General features: G+C 71.0%; 2 protein-coding genes. Both read right to left on the reverse strand.

The window, feature by feature from the left end:
- Position 1 precedes the first annotated feature (1 nt).
- On the reverse strand, positions 2 to 18196 hold the full coding sequence (locus tag AB0H50_RS28635) for a non-ribosomal peptide synthase/polyketide synthase (RefSeq protein ID WP_357458525.1): 18195 nt from the start codon (positions 18194 to 18196) through the stop codon (positions 2 to 4).
- Positions 18197 to 18655: 459 nt separating this feature from the next.
- Entirely contained in the window at positions 18656 to 20026 is a 1371-nt protein-coding gene (locus tag AB0H50_RS28640; RefSeq protein WP_357458528.1) for a GAF domain-containing protein, read from the reverse strand.
- Positions 20027 to 20064: the final 38 nt, after the last annotated feature.

The following is a 20064-nucleotide window of genomic DNA, read 5'->3' on the forward strand; positions in this document are numbered from 1 at the left end:
GCTAATTCCTTTCGGAGACCACGGCCTGAGCCTCGGCGAGGAGGCGGTGCAGCGCGGTGGCGAGACCGTCGCCGCCGAGCGCCGCGAGCACGCCGGGCACCAGCCCGGCGAGGGAGACGTTGATGAGGACTTCCGGCGTCGCGGCCGCGCCCATGGCCTTGGCCACGGTGGTCAGCTTCGCGGCGAGATCGGCGTAGGACACCCGGTGCGCACCATGACTGAACGCGATCTCCTCCGGTGCGAGAGCGGCTGCCGCGGTGAGCAATTCGGGCAGCTCGGCGATCGTGGCCGCGGACGCTGCTGGCCGATGTTCGTCGTCGGTGCGGATGTCGATGGCGCGAATCGCGACCGTCGGGTCCGCCGCGATCGCCGCGAGCACCAGCAGCAGCCGGTCGGCGTAGCGCCGGACGGTCGTAGCGTCGAAAATGTCTGTCGCGTAGCCGAATCGGAACGTGAGCCCGTCGCGCTCGCCCGCGGCATCGAAGCGTTCGATGCCGGTGAGTTGCAGATCGAACTTCGCCTCGTCCGGTGCGGGATCCAGCACTTCGACGGCGAGACCTGGCAGTTCGACGCGGCTCGCGGGCAGGTTCTGGAAGGCGAACATCACCTGGAACAGCGGCGAGTACCCGCCGGACCTGGCGCGGCCCATGGCATCGACCACCTGCTCGAAGGGCACGTCGGCGTGCGAGAGCGCGGCCACGTCGCGTTCCCTGGCCTGGCGAAGCAGATCGGCGAAGCCGGAGCGCGGATCGATCTCGGTCCGCAGCACTACCGTGTTGACGAACATGCCGATCAGGTCATCGAGTTCCGCCGCGCCGCGCCCGGCCATCGGTGCGCCGATGGTGATGTCGGCTGCGCCGGACAGCTTGGCCAGCAACACCGCGAGTGCGCCGTGCAGCAGGGTGAACAGCGTGGTCCCGTGCTCGCGCGCGATCCGCTCCAGTGTGCGGGTCAGCTCGGCGTCGACCTCGAAATCGACCGCGGCGCCGCGCATGTCACGGTGCGCCGGACGCGGACGGTCGGCGGGCAGCGCCAGCGCTTCCGGGGTGCCCGCCAATTCCGTTGTCCAGTAGTCGAGTTGCCGTGCGTGCAGGCTCGCTGGATCGTCGGCGGAGCCGAGCAGCGCGTGCTGCCATTCGCTGTAGTCGCCGTACTGGACGTGCAGTGGCGTCCAGCCGGGTTCGCGGCCCGCCGCACGGTCGACGTAGGCGCGGACCAGGTCCCTGGTCAGCGGCGCGATCGAGTAGCCGTCCGCGCAAATGTGGTGCAGCACGACGACCAAGACGTGCTCGTCGGCGGCGAGTTCGAACAGCGCGGCGCGGACCGGCGGTGCGGCCGTGACGTCGAAACCGGCGGCCACGAATTCCGCGATACGACCGTCGATCTCGCTGGGGCGCAGTGGGATCGGCGTCAGGTCGAGCGGCACGGCAGCCGCGTCCAGCACTTCCTGCACGGGTCCTTCGTCGGTGTCCGGATAGCGGGTGCGCAGCGCCTCGTGCCGTTCAAGGACGTCCCGCGCGGCCGCCGCCAGCGCGGCGCGGTCCAGTGCGCCGGTGAGCCGGATGGCGGCGGGGATGTTGTACGCGGCCGAGTCCTGCGCGAGACGGTTCACCACCCACATGCGCTGCTGCGCGGGCGAGAGGCGGGCAGGGCGGTCGGTGTCGCGTCGCACGAGAGCCGGTCGCGCCGCGGCGCCGTCCAGGTCGGTCAGCCGCTGAGCAAGACCCGCTACGGTCGGCTCCTCGAACACCGCGGCGACCGGGACCCGCACGCCGAGTTCCGCGCCGAGGCGGGACGCGAGCTTCGTCGCGAGCAGCGAATTGCCGCCGAGTGCGAAGAAGTCGGTGTCGGCGCCCACCCCGCGGCCGGCCGTGTCCCTGTCGATCACCGCGGCGAAGGTGGCCGCGACCAGTCGCTCCAGGTCGGTGGCCGGTGCGCGGAAGGCCGCTTCCTCGAACACCGGCTCCGGCAGTTTCGCGCGGTCGACCTTCCCGTTGGCGTTGAGCGGCAAGGCCTCCAGCGAGACGATGGCGGCGGGCACCATGTAGGCGGGCAGCCGCGTCGCGAGGCTCGCGCGCAGTTCCGGGACGGACTCGGCGCATCCGTCGGCCGACACGACGTACGCGACCAGGCGTGCGCCCGCCCGCTCGTCCGCCTTGGCGACGGCCACCGCGGCACGTACCTCCGGCAGATTCAGCAACGCGGACTCCACCTCGCCGAGCTCGATGCGGAACCCGCCGATCTTGACCTGGAAATCGGCGCGCTCCAGGTACTCGAGGTCGCCGTCGGCGCGCCAACGGACGATGTCGCCGGTGCGGTACATCCGCGCGGACGCCTCGGCCGCGAAGGGGTCGGCGACGAACCGATCCGCCGTCAGGCCGGGCCTGCTCTGATACCCGCGCGCCAATTGCGCACCCGCCAAATACAGTTCGCCCGCGACGCCGACCGGGACCGGTTGCAGCCGGGTGTCCAGCACGTACACCCTGCTGTTCCAGGCGGGCGCGCCGATCGGCACCACCCGGCTCGGCCGCTCGGCCACCTCGTGCATTGTGATCGACACCGCGGCCTCGGTCGGACCGTAGAGGTTGTAGAGCCGCGCGCCACCGGCAGCCCGATCGAGGAACTCGGCGGCGGTCGCGGGCGGCAGCGTCTCACCGATGGCGAGCACTCGCCGCAACCCGGCGGGCAGCGGTGCGTCCGGCGACGCCGCCAGCAGCATGCCGATCTGGGACGGCACCGCGTACAGCACGGTGACGCCGTGCCGCGCCATCAGTGCGCGCAGTCGATCCGGGTCGCGTTCGTCGCCGGGCCTGGTCACCACCAGCGCGCCGCCGGTGACCAGCGGGGACCAGAACTCCCACACCGAGAGATCGAAGGTGGCGGGCGTTTTCAGCAGCGTCCGGTCGGCCGCGCCGAGCGCGAACCGCTCCCGCAGCCAGGCCAGCTGGTTGACGATCGCCGCGTGCGGCACGGTGACGCCCTTCGGCCGCCCGGTCGACCCGGACGTGAAGACGATGTACGCCGGGTGCTCGTCGCGCAGCGGGCGGATGCGCTCACTGTCGGTGATCGGCGCCGCCGAGAGATGCGCCGCCGCGAGCCAGTCCACCTCGAGAACACGCACAGGGGTCTCGATCGGCATGCCGTCGGCCACGGTGGTGAGCGCGCAGACCGGCGCGGCGGTGTCGATGATGTAGGCGATGCGGTCGGCCGGGTGGTCCGGATCGACCGGGACGTAGGCGCCGCCCGCGCGGACCACCGCGTACATGGCGATCACCAGCTCGATCGACCGGCGCATGGCCAGCACAACGGTGCGCTCGGGCCCGACGCCGTGGCCGATCAACGCGCGCGCCAGCCGGTTCACCCGCGCGTCGAATTCGATGTAGCTCAGCGTCTTTCCGGTATCGGCGTCGATGATCGCGGGCGCGGCCGGGCTGCGCGCCGCCTGCCGGTCGACCAGATCGGCGAGGGTCAGCCGCTCGACCGGATGCGCGGTGGCGTTCCACTCCCCCAGCACGCGGGCGCGCTCGTCGCCGAGCAGGTCGAGGTCGCCGACCAGTGTGTTCGGCTGGGCGACAACGGATTCCAGGATGGCCTGGAGCTGGCCGATGATCCGTTCCGCGGTCGCAGGCTCGAATAGATCGGTGGCGTAGCCGAGGGCCAGCTCGATGCCTTCGGGCGTGCCGTCGGCGGCGTACCGGTCGACGGCGAACAGGTGCAGGTCGAATTGCGCTACGCCGTTGTCGAATTCGAGCTCGCGCACGGTGAGCCCCGGCAGCCGCAATTCGCCGCGCTCGTGGTTCTGGAACGAGTAGCCCACCTGGAACAGCGGGTGGCGCGCGGTGGAGCGCTCCGGGTTCAGCACCTCCACCAGTCGCTCGAACGGCACGTCGGCGTGCGAGAAGGCGGCGATGTCGGCGCCGCGGGTCTGCCCGAGCAGTTCGGCGAAGGACCGACTGCCCTGGACGCGGGTGCGCAGCACCAGGGTGTTGACGAACATGCCGATCACGTCGTCGAGTTCGGCCTCCCCGCGCCCCGCGGTCGGGGTGCCGACAGCGATGTCGCCGACACCCGACAGCCGAGCCAGCAGCGCGGCGAAGGCGGCGTGCACGACCATGAACAGCGTCGCCCCGTGCGCGCGGCCGAGTCCCACGAGCTGCTCGTGCAGCCGCGGCGGCACCAGCCGAGCCGTCTTCGCGCCGCGCAGACTCTGCCGGGCCGGGCGCGGACGATCGGTGGGCAGCGCGAGCTGATCGGGCAGACCGGCCAGCGCCTCGGTCCAGTAGGCGATCTGCTCGGCCGCGCGGGAGTCCGGATCGTCTTCGTCGCCGAGCAGTTCCCGCTGCCACAGCGCGTAGTCGGCGTACTGCACGGCCGGCAGCGACCAGCACGGTGCGCGGTCGTCCAGGCGCGCGGTGTATGCCGTCATCAGATCGCGGACGAACGGCGCGACGGAGGACCCGTCGGCGGCGATGTGGTGCAGCACGCCCGCGAGTACCACGTCGTCGGAGGCAATGCGGAACAACCGCATCCGCACTGGGATCTCGGTGGTGACGTCGAACGCGGTGCCCGCCAGATCTCGAATGCGCTGCGGCAGCCCCGCTTCGGTGACGTCCATCGGATACAGCGCCGGAACCGCCTGCGCCGCGGACTGGATTCGCTGCGTCGGCGCACCGTCCAGCTCGGGGTAGGTGGTGCGCAGCGATTCGTGCCTGCCGATCACATCGGCCAGCGCCGACTGGAGTGCCGGCACGTCCACGTCGCCGGACAGTCGCAGTGCCAGCGGGATGTTGTAGGCGACGGACGCGCCGTCGAACCGGTTCAGGAACCACATCCGCTGCTGGGCAGGCGAGAGCGGCAGCGTCTCCGGCCGGGCGCGGGCCACCAGCGGCGGCCGGGCGGCTCCGGCCTCCCCCGCCGTCACGGTCTCGGCCAGCTGGGCGACCCGCGGCGACTCGAACAGCGCGCGCACGCCGACCGGCCTGCCGAGCGCCGCGCCGATCCGCGCGACGGCCTTGGCGGCGAGCAGGGAACTGCCGCCGAGCGCGAAGAAGTCGTCGTCGGCCCCGACCTGACCCGCGGCAGGCAGACCAAGCACCTCGGCGTACACCCCGGCGACGATCTCTTCGACGACCGTGCCGGGCTTGCGGTAGGTCGTCGCCGCGAAGAACGGAGCGGGTAGCGCGGCGCGATCGAGTTTGCCGTTGACCGTCAACGGGATTCGATCCAGCGCGACGACCGCGGCGGGCACCATGTGCTCGGGCAGCGTGCGCGCCAGCTCCCTGCGCAGCGCGGCCGCGTCGAGCGAGCCGTCGGCGACGACGACGTAGGCGACGATGCGCGCCTCGTCCACCAGATCGGTCCGCACCACCACCGCGGCCTCGCGGACCGCACCGGTGTCCAGCACGGCCGCCTCGATCTCGCCGAGCTCGATGCGGAACCCGCGCAGGTTCACCTGCTGGTCGGCGCGGCCGAGGTACTCCAGATCGCCGTCGGCGGTCCAGCGCGCCAGATCGCCGGAGCGGTAGGCACGCGAACCGTCGGCCGCATAGGGGTCGGCGACGAAACGGCTCGCGGTGAGCGCAGCCCGGCCCAGATAGCCGCGGGCCAGCTGACCGCCGGAGACGTAGATCTCGCCGGGCACCCCGACCGGCACCGGCCGCAGCCGCGCGTCGAGCACCCGCACCGCGAGCCCGGGGATCGCGCCGCCGATGACGCTCGCCGACCCCGTGCCCGGCTCGATCGGACGGTACGACACATGCACCGTGGTCTCGGTGATGCCGTACATGTTCACCAGGCGCGGGCCGTCGGGATAGCGCGCGAACCATCCGGCCAGCCGCTGCGGTTCCAGCGCCTCACCGCCGAAAATCACCTGGCGCAGCGCGAATTCGGCGGGCTCGGCCGCCGCGTCGGCCGCCATGAGCTGGTAGAAGGCCGACGGCGTCTGGTTCAGCACCGTCACCCGCCGCTCGACCAGCAGGCGGCGGAACTGCTCCGGCGAACGCGACGTGAAGTAGTCCACCACGACGAGTTCGCCGCCGTGCAGCAGCGCGCCCCACAGCTCCCACACCGAGAAGTCGAAGGCGTAGGAGTGGAACATGGTCCACACGTCGGAGGGGCCGAACTCGAAGTGTCGCCGGGTGTTGTCGACCAGCCTCAGCACGTTGCGGTGCGGTACGACAACCCCTTTCGGCCTGCCGGTGGAGCCGGAGGTGTAGATGACGTACGCGGTGTGCGCCGGGTGCAGCGGGGCCCGCCGGTCGGCGTCGGTGAGCGGCTCGGCACTCACCGACGCGAGGTCGGCCGCCACGTCGAGCACCGGGCCGCCGAACCAGTCGCGCGGCAGGCCCGTCGCGGCGGAGCTGACGGCGCAGACCGGGCGGGCGTCGTCGATCACGTACTCGATGCGATCGGCCGGGTAGCCGGGGTCGATCGGCAGGTAGCCGCCGCCCGCCTCCAGCACGGCGAGCAGCGCGACGACCAGCTCGACCGAACGCGGCAATGCCACCGCCACCAGGGTTTCCGGCCCTACACCTGCGGCGATCAGTCGCCGGGCCAGCCGGTTGGCCCTGGCCGCCAGCTCGCCGTAGGTCACGACCTCGTCGTCCGCGCGCACCGCGACGGCCGTCGGATCGAGCGCCGCGGCGCTGCGGAAGCGGTCGACCAGCGTCTCGTCGGCGGTCGCCAGATTCGGGCCGGTGCTCGCCCACTCGACCAGCGCGCGCCGCTGCTCCTCGGCGGAGAGCAGCTGGATGTCGCCGACCACCACCGTCGCGTCCGCCGCGACCGCGGCGAGCACCTGGGTGAACCGGCGGGCCAGGACGGCGACCGTCTCCGGCTCGAAAAGATCCGTGGCGTACGTGATCTCGATGTCGATGCCGTCGGCGCGGCCGTCCGCGTCGTCGGCGGCCACCACCGTGAACTGGAGATCGAATTCGGCGCCGACCGCGTCCAGCTCGACCGGACGCACCCGAAGACCGGCCAGCTCGAGCGCGGGCACGGTGAAGTTCTGCATGGTGAGCGCCACCTGGAACAGCGGGTGACGGTTGCGCGCCCGGTGCGGCGCCAGCAACTCGACCAGTCGCTCGAAGGGCAGGTCGGCGTGCGCGAGCGCCTCCAGGTCGCGGGACCGCGCCTCGTCCAGCACGGTCTCGAACCGCGCACGCGGGTCGATCCGGCTGCGTAGGACCAGGGTGTTGACGAACATGCCGACCAAGCCGTCGAGTTCGGCCTCGCCGCGCCCGGCCACCGGGGTGCCGATGGCGATGTCCGCGCTGCCCGACAGCCGGGCGAGCAGCACCGCCAGCGCCGCGTGCACGGTGCTGAACAGCGTGGTCTCCCGCTTGCGCGCCAATTCGCGCAGCTCGCTGTGCAGGTCGGAGTCGATGCGCAGCCGGTGGGTCGCGCCACGGTGGGTGGACACGGCCGGGCGCGGCCGGTCGGTGGGCAGCTCCAGCTGTTCCGGGAGGCCGTCGAGCGTGCGACGCCAGAACTCCAGCTGGCGGTGCGCACGCGCCTCGGGATCGTCGGCGGCGCCCAGGATTTCGGCCTGCCACAGGGTGTAGTCGCCGTACTGGATCGGCAGCGGAGCCCAGTCCGGCGCGGCGCCGTCGCGGCGCGCGGCGTAGGCGGTCATCAGGTCGGCGGCCAGCGGACCGAGCGAGAACCCGTCGGCCGAGATGTGGTGCAGCACCAGCAGGAGCACGTGCTCCACCTCCGCGACGCCACTGAGCGCGAAGAGGTGAGGGCGCAACGAAGTCTCTTCGGTGAGATCGAAAGTCACCGCGGCGCATGCGGCGAGGCGTTCGGTCAGCGCCGACTCAGCGACCCGCTCTTCACGTACCACGGGGGCGTGGCGCGGCACGGGCAGGACCACTTGCTCGGCGCCGTCGGGTCCGGCCGGGTAGACGGTGCGCAGCGACTCGTGCCTGGCGACGACGTCGCCGAGCGCCGCGGCCAGCGCAGGGACGTCGAGATCACCGACGAGCCGCAACGCGATGGGGATGTTGTCCACCGCGTCGCCCGGCCCGTCGGCGTCGGCGAGGAAGCGGTTCAGGAACCAGATGCGCTGTTGCGCAGGCGAGAGCGGCAATCGCTCGGGCCGCGGGCGGCGAGTCAGCGCGGGCCTGCCGCCCCGGCCGCGCAGCGCTTCGGCCCGCGTCGCCATGGCCTGCACGGTGGGTGCGTCGAAGAGCAGCCGCACCGGCAGCTGGGTGTCCAGCGCCGCGCCGAGCCGGGCCGCCACCCTGGTGGCGGTGAGCGAATTGCCGCCCAGCGCGAAGAAGTCGTCGTCGAGCCCGACGCGCGGCGCGCCGAGCACATCGGCGAACACGCGCGCGACGATCTGCTGCACGGGCGTCACCGGCGCACGGAATGCCGCCGCCTCGAACACCGGCGCGGGCAGCGCCTTGCGGTCGAGCTTGCCGGACGCGTTGAGCGGGAACTCCTCCATCGACACGAACGCCGAGGGCACCATGTACGCCGGGATACGCTGCCCCAGTGCCTCTTTCACGCACCCCACGTCGATGGCCGACTCGGGCGCGGCGATCAGGTACGCGACGAGCTGCGTCCCATCGCGCACCACGACGACGGCCTGGTCGATCTCCGGCTGCGCGGTCAGCGCGGCCTCGATGTCGCCGAGCTCGATGCGCAGACCGCGCAGCTTGACCTGGAAATCGGTGCGTCCCAGATACTCCAGTTCGCCCTTACCCGTCGCCCGGCCACCGCCCCCCATCGAATCGCTTGGCGATGCAGGTACCCATCTGACGAGATCACCGGTGCGATACATGCGCTCGGCGCTGGCGAACGGATTGGCCACGAATCGATCCGCCGTGAGATCCGGCCGCCGCGCATAGCCGCGCGCCAGCTGCACACCCGCGAGGTACAACTCACCCGGCACGCCGACCGGCACCGGCCGCAGCCGTGAATCCAGCACGTACACACGAGTGTTGGCCACCGGGACACCGATCGGCACGCTGTCGGTGTCCGCGTCGACCACTTCGTGGTAGGTGACGTCGACGGCCGCCTCGGTCGGGCCGTACAGGTTGTGCAGCCGCGCACCGGTCAGCGCGCGCAGCCGCTGCGCGGGTCCCGGTACCAGCGCCTCACCCGAGGCGAACACCATGCGCAGCGAATCGCACCGAGCCACCGCGGGTTCCGCGACGAACACGGCCAGCATCGAGGGCACGAAGTGCGCCACCGACACACGTTCCCGGCGGATCAGCTCGGCGAGATGGCGCGGATCGCGATGACCGTCCGGACGCGCCACCGCCAAGCGGGCGCCGATCTGCAACGGCCAGAAGAACTCCCACACCGAGACGTCGAACGTCGCCGGCGTCTTCTGCACCACGACGTCCTCAGGGGTGAGCCCGTATTCGGACTGCATCCACCGCAGCCGGTTGACGATCGCCGCGTGCGACACCGCGACGCCCTTGGGCGTGCCGGTGGAGCCCGAGGTGAACAGGACGTAGGCCGCGTTGCCGGGGACGAGCGCACCGAGCCGGTCCGCGTCGGTGAGCGGTGCGTCGGAGTAGTCGGCGGTGTCGAACTGGTCGACATCCAGCACCGCCCACACCCGCGCACCGCGCTCGCACGACTCCAGTTCCAGTCCGTCCTGGGTGCGGCTGAGCACGCACACCGGGCGGGCGGCGCTCAGAACACGCTCGATGCGCTCGGCGGGGTGGTCCGGGTCCACCGGGACGTACGCGCCGCCCGCCGTGAGCACCGCGTACATGGCGACGACCAAGTCCAGCGAGCGCCGCATGCCGATCGCCACGGTGCTCTCCGGCCGCACGCCGATGGAGACGAGCAGCCGCGCCAAGCGGTTGACCTGGCTGGAGAACTCGGCATAGGTCAGCGTCGCGTAGCGACTCGATGGGGGGTGGTGGCCGGGCGACGGGTGGGCCAGCGTCGCGTAGCGACTCGATGGGGGGTGGTGGCCGGGCGACGGGTGGGCCAGCGTCGCGTAGCGAGTCGATGGGGGGTGGTGGCCGGGCGACGGGTGGGCCAGCGTCGCGTAGCGAGTCGATGAGGGGTGGTGGCCGGGCGACGGGTGGGCCAGGGACTCGCCCTCGAAGGTCACCGCCACGGCGTCGGGGGTCCGCCGTGCCTGCGCCTCGAACAGCGACACCAAGGTCGCCGCCTGGCCGAGGTCGCGTGCGGTGGCATTCCACGTACCGAGCAGTTGGGTGCGCTCGGCGGCCGAGAGGGTATCGATGTCGCCGACCAGCACGGCCGGATCGGCGCAGACCGCGTCGAGCACCCGCAGGAGCCGGGCCGCGAACCCGGCGACCGTGTCGGCGTCGAACAGATCGGTCGCGTACTCGAAGACGGCGTCGATGCCGTTGGCGGTCTCGGCGAGAGTCAGCTGAAGGTCGAATTTGGCTGTGCGCGTGTCGATGTCGAGTTCGCCGACGCGCAGGTCGGCAAGCTCGATGGTCGCGCTCGCGGTGTTCTGGAAGTCCAGCATCACCTGGAACAGCGGGTGCCTGGCAGCCGATCGCTCGGGATCGAGCACCTCGACCAGGCGCTCGAACGGCACGTCGGCGTGGGCGAACGCGCGCAGGTCGCCGTCGCGCACTGCCGCGACCAGCTCGCCGAAGGTGCGTTCTGGACGCACGTCCGCGCGCAACACCAGGGTGTTGACGAACATGCCGACGAGGTCGTCGAGCGCCTGCTCGCCGCGGCCGGCGACCGGGGTGCCGATCGCGATGTCCCGCTGACCGGAGAGCTTCGCCAGCGTCGCCGCGAAGACCGCGTGCAGCACCATGAACAGCGAGGCGCTCGCGGACTCGGCGATCTCGCGCAGACGTCGGTGGATCGCGGCGGATATGTGGAAGGCGTGCCGCGCGCCGCTTCCCGAAGCCGCGGCGGGGCGCGGCCGGTCGGCGGGCAGCACGAGAAGGTCGGGCAGGTCGGCCAATTCGGCGGACCAGAACCGCAGCTGCTCGGCCATCAGCGAGCCGGGATCGTTCTCGGAGCCGAGGACCCGGCGCTGCCACAGCGTGTAGTCGGCGTACTGCACCGGAAGGGGTGACCAGTCGGCTGCGCGTCCTTGGCGACGAGAAGCGTAGGCGCGCAGCAGGTCCCGTGTGAACGGCGCGATGGACCAGCCGTCCGCGGCGATGTGGTGTAGCGACACAACGAGCACGTGCTCGTCATCGGAGCGGCGAAGCAGCGTCAGGCGCACCGGCGGAGCCTGGGATACCGCGAAAGGCATTGCGGCCAAGGCTCGTACCCGTCCGAGCACGTCGTCGGCCTCGTCGACGATCTCCAGGACCGGGCCTCGGTCCGCGGGAAGGACCTCTTGGCGCGCCGATCCGTCGACGGCGGGGTACCTGGTGCGCAGCGTCTCGTGCCTGGCGACGACATCGGTGACGGCGGCGGCCAGCGCCGTCCGGTTCAGCGGGCCGGTGAGCCGGAACGCGGCGGTCAGGTTGTTCGCCGTGGATGCCGCGTCGAACTGGTTCAGGAACCACATCCGCTGCTGCGCGTAGGAGAGCGGCACGACCGCAGGACGCTCGGCGAGGACCAGCGGCTGACAGGTGCGATCGGCCCGCGCGCCCGCCAGCGCCGCGGCGAGCGCGACAACGGTCGGGTGTTCGAAGAGCAACCGCACCGGCACGTCGGCCCGCAGCCGAGCAGCCAGCCGCGCGGCGATTCGGGTGGCCACCAACGAGTTTCCGCCGACCGCGAAGAAGTCGTCATCGAGGCCGACCCGGTCGAGCCCGAGCACCTCGGCGAATACCTCGGCCACCGCGCGCTCGGTCTCGGTGACCGGGGCGCGGAAATCCTTGGCCGCCAACACCGGATCGGGCAACGCCTTGCGGTCCAGCTTGCCCGAGCCGGTCAGCGGCATCGCCGCCAGCGCGACGTAGGCGGCGGGCACCATGTAGGAGGGCAGTGTCGCGCGCAGCCGGTCGGCCAGCACCGCCGCCACCTCGGCCTCGGGCAGGTCGGTCACCACGTACGCGACCAGCAGCTCACCGGCCGGATGGGCGAAGACTCGCACCGCGGCGGCGCGCACATCGGGTGCCAGCAGCGCCGCCTCGATCTCGCCGAGCTCGATGCGCTGGCCGCGCAGCTTCACCTGGAAGTCGCTGCGCCCCAGGTATTCCAGCTGCCCGTTCCGGTTCCGGCGCACCAGATCGCCGGTGCGGTACATGCGCGCGCCCGCCGGTCCGTACGGATCGGCGACGAACCGTTCGGCGCTGAGGTCGGCGCGGCCGTGATAGCCGCGCGCGGCCTGAACCCCGGACAGGTACAGCTCGCCCACCACCGTTTCCGGTACCGGGCGCAGGCGGCCGTCCAGCACCAGCACCCGGCTGGCGCGCACCGGCCGCCCGATCGGCGTCGGGCCCGGGGTCGCGGTCACCGGCGCGTGCGTGGCGTGCACCGTGAATTCGGTGGGCCCGTACAGATTGTGCAGTGCGGCGCGGCTCACGGCGGCGAATTCCGCGGCCGCTTCGCCGGTCATCGCCTCGCCCGCGACGAAGACGGTGCGCAGGGTGGCTATCGACGCGGCGGGCGCGGCGGCGGCGAACATCGTGAGCATCGAGGGAACGAAAGAGGTCATCGTGACGCCGTGCGCCGCGATGGTGGCGGCGAGGTACGCGCTGTCGCGATGTCCATCATGCGAGGCGACCACCAAGCGCGCGCCGATCGTCAACGGCGCGAACAATTCCCAGACCGAGACGTCGAAGGTCGCGGGTGTCTTGAACAGCACGACGTCGGCGGGGCCTACGCCGTATTCGCCGACGATCCATCGCACTTGATTCGCTACCGAAGCCTGCTGCACCGCAACGCCTTTCGCGCGGCCGGTGGACCCGGAGGTGAAGATCACGTACGCGGTGTTGGCCGCGCGCAGCGGGCGCAGACGTTCGTCGTCGCGCACCGCGGTGTCCGGGTATTCCGAAACGGCGACCGCGTCCACGTCGAGGACCGGCGGCGCGTCCTCCGCCGTCACCGACCATCCATCGGCGGACCGGGTGAGCACACACACCGGACGGGCGGAGGACAACACGTGAACTAGCCGCGCCGCGGGCTGATCCGGATCTACGGGAACATATCCGCCGCCTGCCGTCAGCACCGCGTAAGTGGCGAGCACGAAGTCGGCGCTGCGACGCATCCCGATCACGACCAGCGTCTCCGGACCTACACCGGCATCGATGAGACGCCGAGCCAGCCGATGCACCCGCGCCGCGAATGCCGCGTAGGTCAGCGTGCGGTCGCCGTCGATCACCGCGACGGCATCGGGGGTGCGGCGGACCTGCGCTTCGAATGCCGTGAGCACGGTGTCCGTCGCGGGGATCGCTGCGGGCGACTCTCCCGGTGCGCGCGGCTCGACCGCTGAACCCGGCTCCTCCGCCGAGCCTGCTTCGCTCGCCCGGCCCTGCTCGACCGCCCAACCCAGTTCGGCGGTGTCCAGCAGCGGCAGATCGCCGACCGCCGTTTCCGTGTCGCTCGTCAGCGCCTCGAGTACGCGCAGATACCAGCGTGCGAAGTCGGCGACGGTGGCCTCGTCGAAGAGATCGGTGCTGTAGGTGAATTCGGCCGGGTAGCTGCGTTCGGCCGGGGCTACCGCCGGTGCCGAACCTTCCCCGAGTCCGGCACCGGCGAAGCCTGCGGTGACCGTGAGCTGGAGATCGAACTTGGTCACCGCGGTGTCCAGGGTACCGGTGCGAACCGACATACCGGGGAGTTCGAATTCGGTGTCGGCCGAATTGTCAACCGAGAGCAGCACTTGGAAGAGCGGATGCCTGGCTTGTGAGCGCGGCGGGTTCAGCGCCTCGACCACCTGCTCGAACGGAACCTGCGCGTGGCCGAACGCGGCGAGGTCGGTCGCACGGACCGCGGCGAGCAGTTCCGCGCCGGTCGCCGCGGCGTCGACCCTGGTGCGCAGCACCAGAGTGTTGACGAACATGCCGATCATGTCGTCGAGTTCGCGTTCACCGCGTCCGGCCACCGGAGTGCCGACCACGATGTCGTCGCCGCCGGACAGCCGCGCGAGCAGCACCGCGAGCGCGGCATGCAGGACCATGAAGTCGGAGAGCCCGGTGGCCCGCGCGGTCGCGGTGACCCGCACGGCCACCGCGGCGGGCACCTCGAAGCGGTACGCCGCGCCGCGGCCGGTGGCGACCGCGGGGCGGGGCCGATCGGCGGGCAGCTCCAGCAGATCGGGTGCGCCCGCGAGCGCCTCGGTCCAGTAGGCCAGCTGACGAGCCAGCGGCGCATCCGGATCCGACGCCGCGCCGAACATCTCCCGCTGCCACAGTCCGTAGTCGGCGTACTGCACCGCGAGCGGAGCCCAGTCCGGCGCGTCGCCCGCCCGGCGGGCGGCGTAGGCCGTCATCACATCGTGGGCCAGCACGCGCAGTGAAAGTCCGTCCGCCGCAATGTGATGCAGCACCATCGCCAAGGCGTAACCGTCGGCGTCGACGGCGAACAGCCGTGCGCGCAGCGGGATCTCGCGCTCCAGATCGAAACCGGAGGCGGCGAACCCGGCCAGCGCCGCGTCCAGTTCGGCCACGCCGATCGACTCGGGCGCACCGAGCACCGCGACCTCGTCGGCGGACAGCACGATCTGCTGCGCCGGGACATCGTGGCCCGGCTCGTCGAGCACGGCGGGGAACACGGTGCGCAGCACCTCGTGCCGCGCCACCACGTCGCCGATCGCCAAGCGCAGCGCGGTCACGTCGAGCTCGCCGCGCAGCCGGGCCACGAACGGCATGTTGTAGCCGGCGGAGCGTTCGAACCGGTTCAGGAACCAGATCCGCTGCTGCGCCAGGGAAAGCGGAACCAGCGGCGGCCGCGGCACCACCCGCAGCAGGCGGGGCACGGCCGCGCCGCCGGTTCCGCCCGCCCGCTCGATCAGTTCCGCGAGATCGGACACCGTGGTTGCGGTGAACAATTCCCGGACTCCGAGCGGACAGCCCAGGTCGGCGGCCAGCCTGGCGGCCACCTGCGTGGCCACCAGGCTGTTGCCGCCGAGTGCGAAGAAGTCGTCGTCGCGGCCGACCGCCGCGCGGCCGAGCACCTCGCCGAACACGCGGGCGACCGCCTGTTCCACAGCGGTCACGGGCGCGCGGTATTCGGCGCTGCGCCGCTGCGGCGCGGGCAGGGCGCGGCGATCCAATTTGCCCGAGGCGTTCACCGGGAATGCGTCGAGCACCACGTAGGCCGCGGGCACCATGTAGCCGGGCAGCGATCCCACCGCCGCGGCCCGCAGCTGCTCGGGCCGCACGGTGCCCGGCTCGGACTCCACCGCGTAGGCCACCAGCTGCTCGCCAACGCCCGCGTCGTCGCGCACCACGACGACGGCGCGAACCACCGAATCGACCGTGCCGAGCACCGCCTCGATCTCGCCGAGCTCGATGCGCAGGCCGCGCAGCTTCACCTGGAAGTCGGTGCGACCCAGGTATTCCAGTTCGCCGTTGGCTGGCCCACCCGTCGCCCGGCCACCGCCCCCCATCGAATCGCTTCGCGATGCAGGTACCCATCTGACCAGGTCGCCGGTGCGATACATCCGGTCGCCCGGCGCGGCGGGCCCGCCCGGAGCAGCGAACGGATCGGCGAGGAAACGCTCGGCCGTCAGGCCGGGCTTGGCGACGTAACCCCGGGCGAGCTGTACCCCCGACAGATACAGCTCACCCGGAGCCCCGACCGGCACCGGCCGCAGCCGGGAATCGAGCACATAGAGCCGGGTGTTGAACACCGGCGCTCCGATCGGCACCGAGAGGGTATCGGTATCGGTCACCTCGTGAAAGGTGACGTCCACCGCGGCCTCGGTGGGACCGTACAGGTTGTGCAGCCGGGCGCCGGTAAGCACCCGCAGCCGCTGGGCCAGCGCGGCGGGCAGCGGCTCGCCGGACGCGAAGACCGCGCGCAGCGTCGAGTCGCGCGCGATGTCCTGGTGCGCCAGAAAGGCTTCCAGCATCGACGGCACGAAATGCACGATGGTGACCCGGTATTCGGCGATGACTTCGCGCAGGTACGCCGGGTCGCGATGCCCGTCGGGCTGCGCGAGCACCAGCGTGGCTCCGATCTGCAAGGGCCAGAAGAACTCCCACACCGAAACGTCGAACGTCGCCGGAGTCTTCTGCAACACCACATCGGCGGTGGTGAGCCGATAGGTCTCCTGCATCCACACCAGCCGGTTCACGATGGCCTCGTGGGTCACCACCACGCCCTTCGGCTTGCCGGTGGAGCCGGAGGTGAAGATCACATACGCGGGGTGGTCCTGTCGCAGTGCCGCGGTGCGCTCGTGCTCCCGGACCGGGCCATCCGGATACCCGGTCTGCCGCAAGCGATCCAGCCGCACCACCGGCACGTCGACCGCGAGGTCCTCGGCGGTGAGGACGCAGGCGGGGCGGGCGGTGGCCAGGATGTGCGCGGTGCGGTCGGCCGGATGGTCCGGGTCGAGCGGCACGTAGGCCGCGCCCGCGGTGAGCACCGCGTACATCGCGGCGACCAGTTCGGGTGACCGGCGAAGATGCAGGGCGACCAGGGTCTCCGGTCCGACGCCGCGCTCGATCAGCTGCCTGGCCAGCCGGTTCACCCTGGCGGACAGCTGACGGTAGGTCAGCATGGACTCCATGTCGCCACCGCGCAGCGCGTTCTCCCCGCGCAGCGCATCGACCCAGCGCAGCGCATCGGCCCCGCGCAGCGGATCGACCCAGCGCAGCGCGATCGCGTCCGGGGTCCGTGCCGCCTGCGCCTCGAACATCGCCACCAGCGTCGCGGCGGAGTGCGCGCCCGGCGCGCGTGCGGCGAGCAACGCCTCGACATCGCAGCCGGTGGAGTTCCATATTCGGGTGCTGACCTCGACCTCCAGCTCGGTCGCCACGTCGATCGCGGCCATCGGCGTGTCCAGGTCCGCGGCGGCCAGCCGCTCCAGGTACTGCACGAAGCGGGCGTGATGGCGGGCCAGGTCGTCGGCCGCGTAGAGATTCGGGTTCGCCTCGAAATCGACGTGCACGCGGTCACGTTCGCCGTAGTAGACGTTCAGGCTCAGGTCCTCGACCGGTCCGGTGGACAGCACGTGGTACCGGCCCGTCGTTGCGCCGAGCGTCAGGTCGCTGCGGAACAGCATGATGTTGGCCAGCGGGCCGAACAGCGCGCGCCGGGCCGGGCGGCCGTCGTGTTCGGCGTCGCGGCGGATGTCCTCGTGCCGGTACCGCTGGTGCCGCAGCGCCCCTGCCACCTCGACGCGGGTGGCGCGCAACAAGTCACCCCAGGTCGCCGCGCCGAGCGACATCCGCAGCGGCACGATATTGGAGAGCATGCCCGCCGAGCGCCGCAGCACGGCGGTGGTGCGGGCGGTGACCGGCAGGCTCAGCACCACGTCGTCGCGGTCGGTCAGGCGGCCGAGGTATCCGGCGAAGGCCGCGAGCAGCACCACCGCGATCGTCGAATCCTGGCTCTCGGCAACGGCATTCATCCGCTCGACCAGCTCGTCGGGCAGGCCGCGCCCGACTGTCAGGTTGCTGGCCGCGCGCGGGGCGGTGTGCGGATCCAGGCTGGTCACGCCGTCGAGCGCGGCCACTCGTTCGGCCCAGTGGGCGCGGTCGGTCTCGTAGCGACCGCTCTCGCGGTAGGCGATTTCGCCCGCTACCAGCGTCTCCAGGCTGCCCGGCCGGATGGCTTCCGGATCGACGCCGAGCACCCGCGCGGTGTACCGCTCGGCGACCCGCATGGTGTTGGTCAGCGCGCCGTAGCCGTCGAGCACGATGTGGTGCGCGCGCAGGTACCAGAAGTAGCGCCGATCGGCGACGCGGAGCACCGCACCCGCGAACAGCCGGTCGCGCAACAGATCCACCGGGGCGCAGGCGTCGGCGCGCATCCACTCCGTCGCGGCGGCCACCGGGTCGGCGTGCGAGCGGAAGTCGATCAGCGGGATGTCGAAGGACAGGTCGGTGTCGACGCACTGACACGGCGTGCCGCCTTCCTCACCGAGCCGCACCAGCGTAGACCCGTATTCGAGTGCCGCTTCGCGCGAAACCTCCTGCAGCAGTGCGGCATCCAGCTCGCCGTGCACGTCGACGTACTGCGCGACATTGATCGGGACCTCTGGCTCGAGCAGCTGCGCGTACCAGAGACCGAGCTGCGCGGGAGCGAGCGGGAACGGCGTGTGGGACGGTGTATGGCTCGCCGCGTTCCCGTTCGGCCGCGCGCTGAACCCACCCAACTCCGTACCGTGCACCAGAGCCTCCTCGTTTAGCGAAACAACAGCTGGCCGAAGGCTTTTGGGCAGCACGAAGTAAGCCTCGGCGGGTGGGTCCTCCGACCCGACGCCCGGCATCGGTGCCACTACAGGCGATTCGGCGAGAGCGCGGACAGTGACGACGTCACCCGCGCGAGATCCAACAAATTGGTGTGACGAGATCGGCGGCCGGAGCCACCGGGCCTAACTCTTGATCGTTCCTCCAACTCCGCTGCCGGGGACTCGGTCCACGCCCCCGGTGGTGTTTCCTGCATCACACGGATGTCAACCGCGTATTGCGAACACTAGGCGGTCAGGAAATAAAAAGGAACACGTTCAGCTAAAAAAAACTGGACAACTGACCATCTTGTTCTCGGGCACTAGTTAACCCCGAGCACATTTGTGCGCGCGACCACATCGAGGTCGCTTTGTGAGCTACCGCACTTTCGGATGTGCAGACTATGAGCCGAAACGTTGCATCCGCGTTGCATCGGCGCCGAGCCGCCGATCGAGCACCCGAATCTTGGCCTCGATCTGCGCATACAGCGGAGAATCGCGATCTACGGTCGTGCGGTACACGGCCCATGCGGCGGCGTCGTCGCGACCTTCCGCACCGGCGGTCCAGCGCCGCAACACCGCGGCGTCGCGCGAGCCGAGCACCGCGGTGCGCAACCGGACGCGCAGTTCGTCGCGAATATCGATAATTCCCGGTGCGGCGGAACGCGGCAGCACCGGACCGGCGTAGAGCCGTAATGCGGAATCGACATCACCGGAATCGAGCGCCGCCCGCAGCGCCTCCACATCGGTTGCGACGTGCACGCGCAACTTGTATGGGCGCGAACCGAACACGGTCGGACCGACTACCGACCGCAGCCTGGACATGGCGGCGCGGATCGTGCCGTTGTCCAGATCGGTATCGTCCAGCAGCAGCGCGAGGTGGTCGGCGCCGAGCCCCTCCGGATGCTCGGCCAACAACAGCAGGATCTCGGCGTGCCGCTGCGACAACGGAACCCGATCGCCCGCGATGGTCAGCTGCGGCTGCCCGAGACCGAGCACGTCGAGGCCGAGCCCGCGCGACTCGGCGGCCACTTCGGGTTCCGGCCGTTCCCGCCCCCGCCCGCCATGCCTGCCCGAGCGCATCGCATTGAGCAGCAGATCCATCTCGGCGGCGGTGGCCGTCGCCTTCACCAGCGCGAGGATCTCCGGCTTCGCCACCCGCACGCCCCCGGCTACCACCAGGACACCGACGAGCCTGCCGTCCGGATCGTGCACCGGCGCTGCGGCGCCGGTGATCTGGTGCATGCGGTGCAGAAAGTGCTCGGGCCCATGGATCCACGCGGCGCGGCCGGTGCGGACAACCAAGCCGACCGCATTGGTGCCCACCCTGCGCTCGCTCAGATCGTCGCCGGCGCGCAAGCCGATCTCGGCTGCGGCCGTGACTTGCTCGGGTTTGCCGTACACGGAAAGCACGCGCCCGAATTGATCGGCGATCGCGACAATCAGACAGGTACGAGCCGCGTCCTGCACGAGCAATTTATCGATCAGCGGCATCAGGCCCGCCATTGGATGAGCATCGCGATAACGTTGCAAATCCGCGCCGCGCAAACCACGTTCGCTCAGTACGTCCATCGGATCGACGCCGGTACGCAGGCTGCGCAGCCAGGATTCCAGTACGAGCGGACGCAGCAAACCGGCTAGCTGGGAGAGCTGCTCGCCACCCGCGCTAAGATATCCGTGTGCTTGTGCGGCATAGGCTTCGAGTGCGCCGAGTTGCGTACCGGGTTCGACGCCGTGCCGTGGGGACCGCCCACCTGCAAGATTGCTGACCATTTGCCTTTCTTTCCGCCACAAACTGTACCGGCGGCTAT

It is taken from the genome of Nocardia sp. NPDC050793, assembly GCF_040654065.1.
Classification (GTDB): Bacteria; Actinomycetota; Actinomycetes; order Mycobacteriales; family Mycobacteriaceae; genus Nocardia.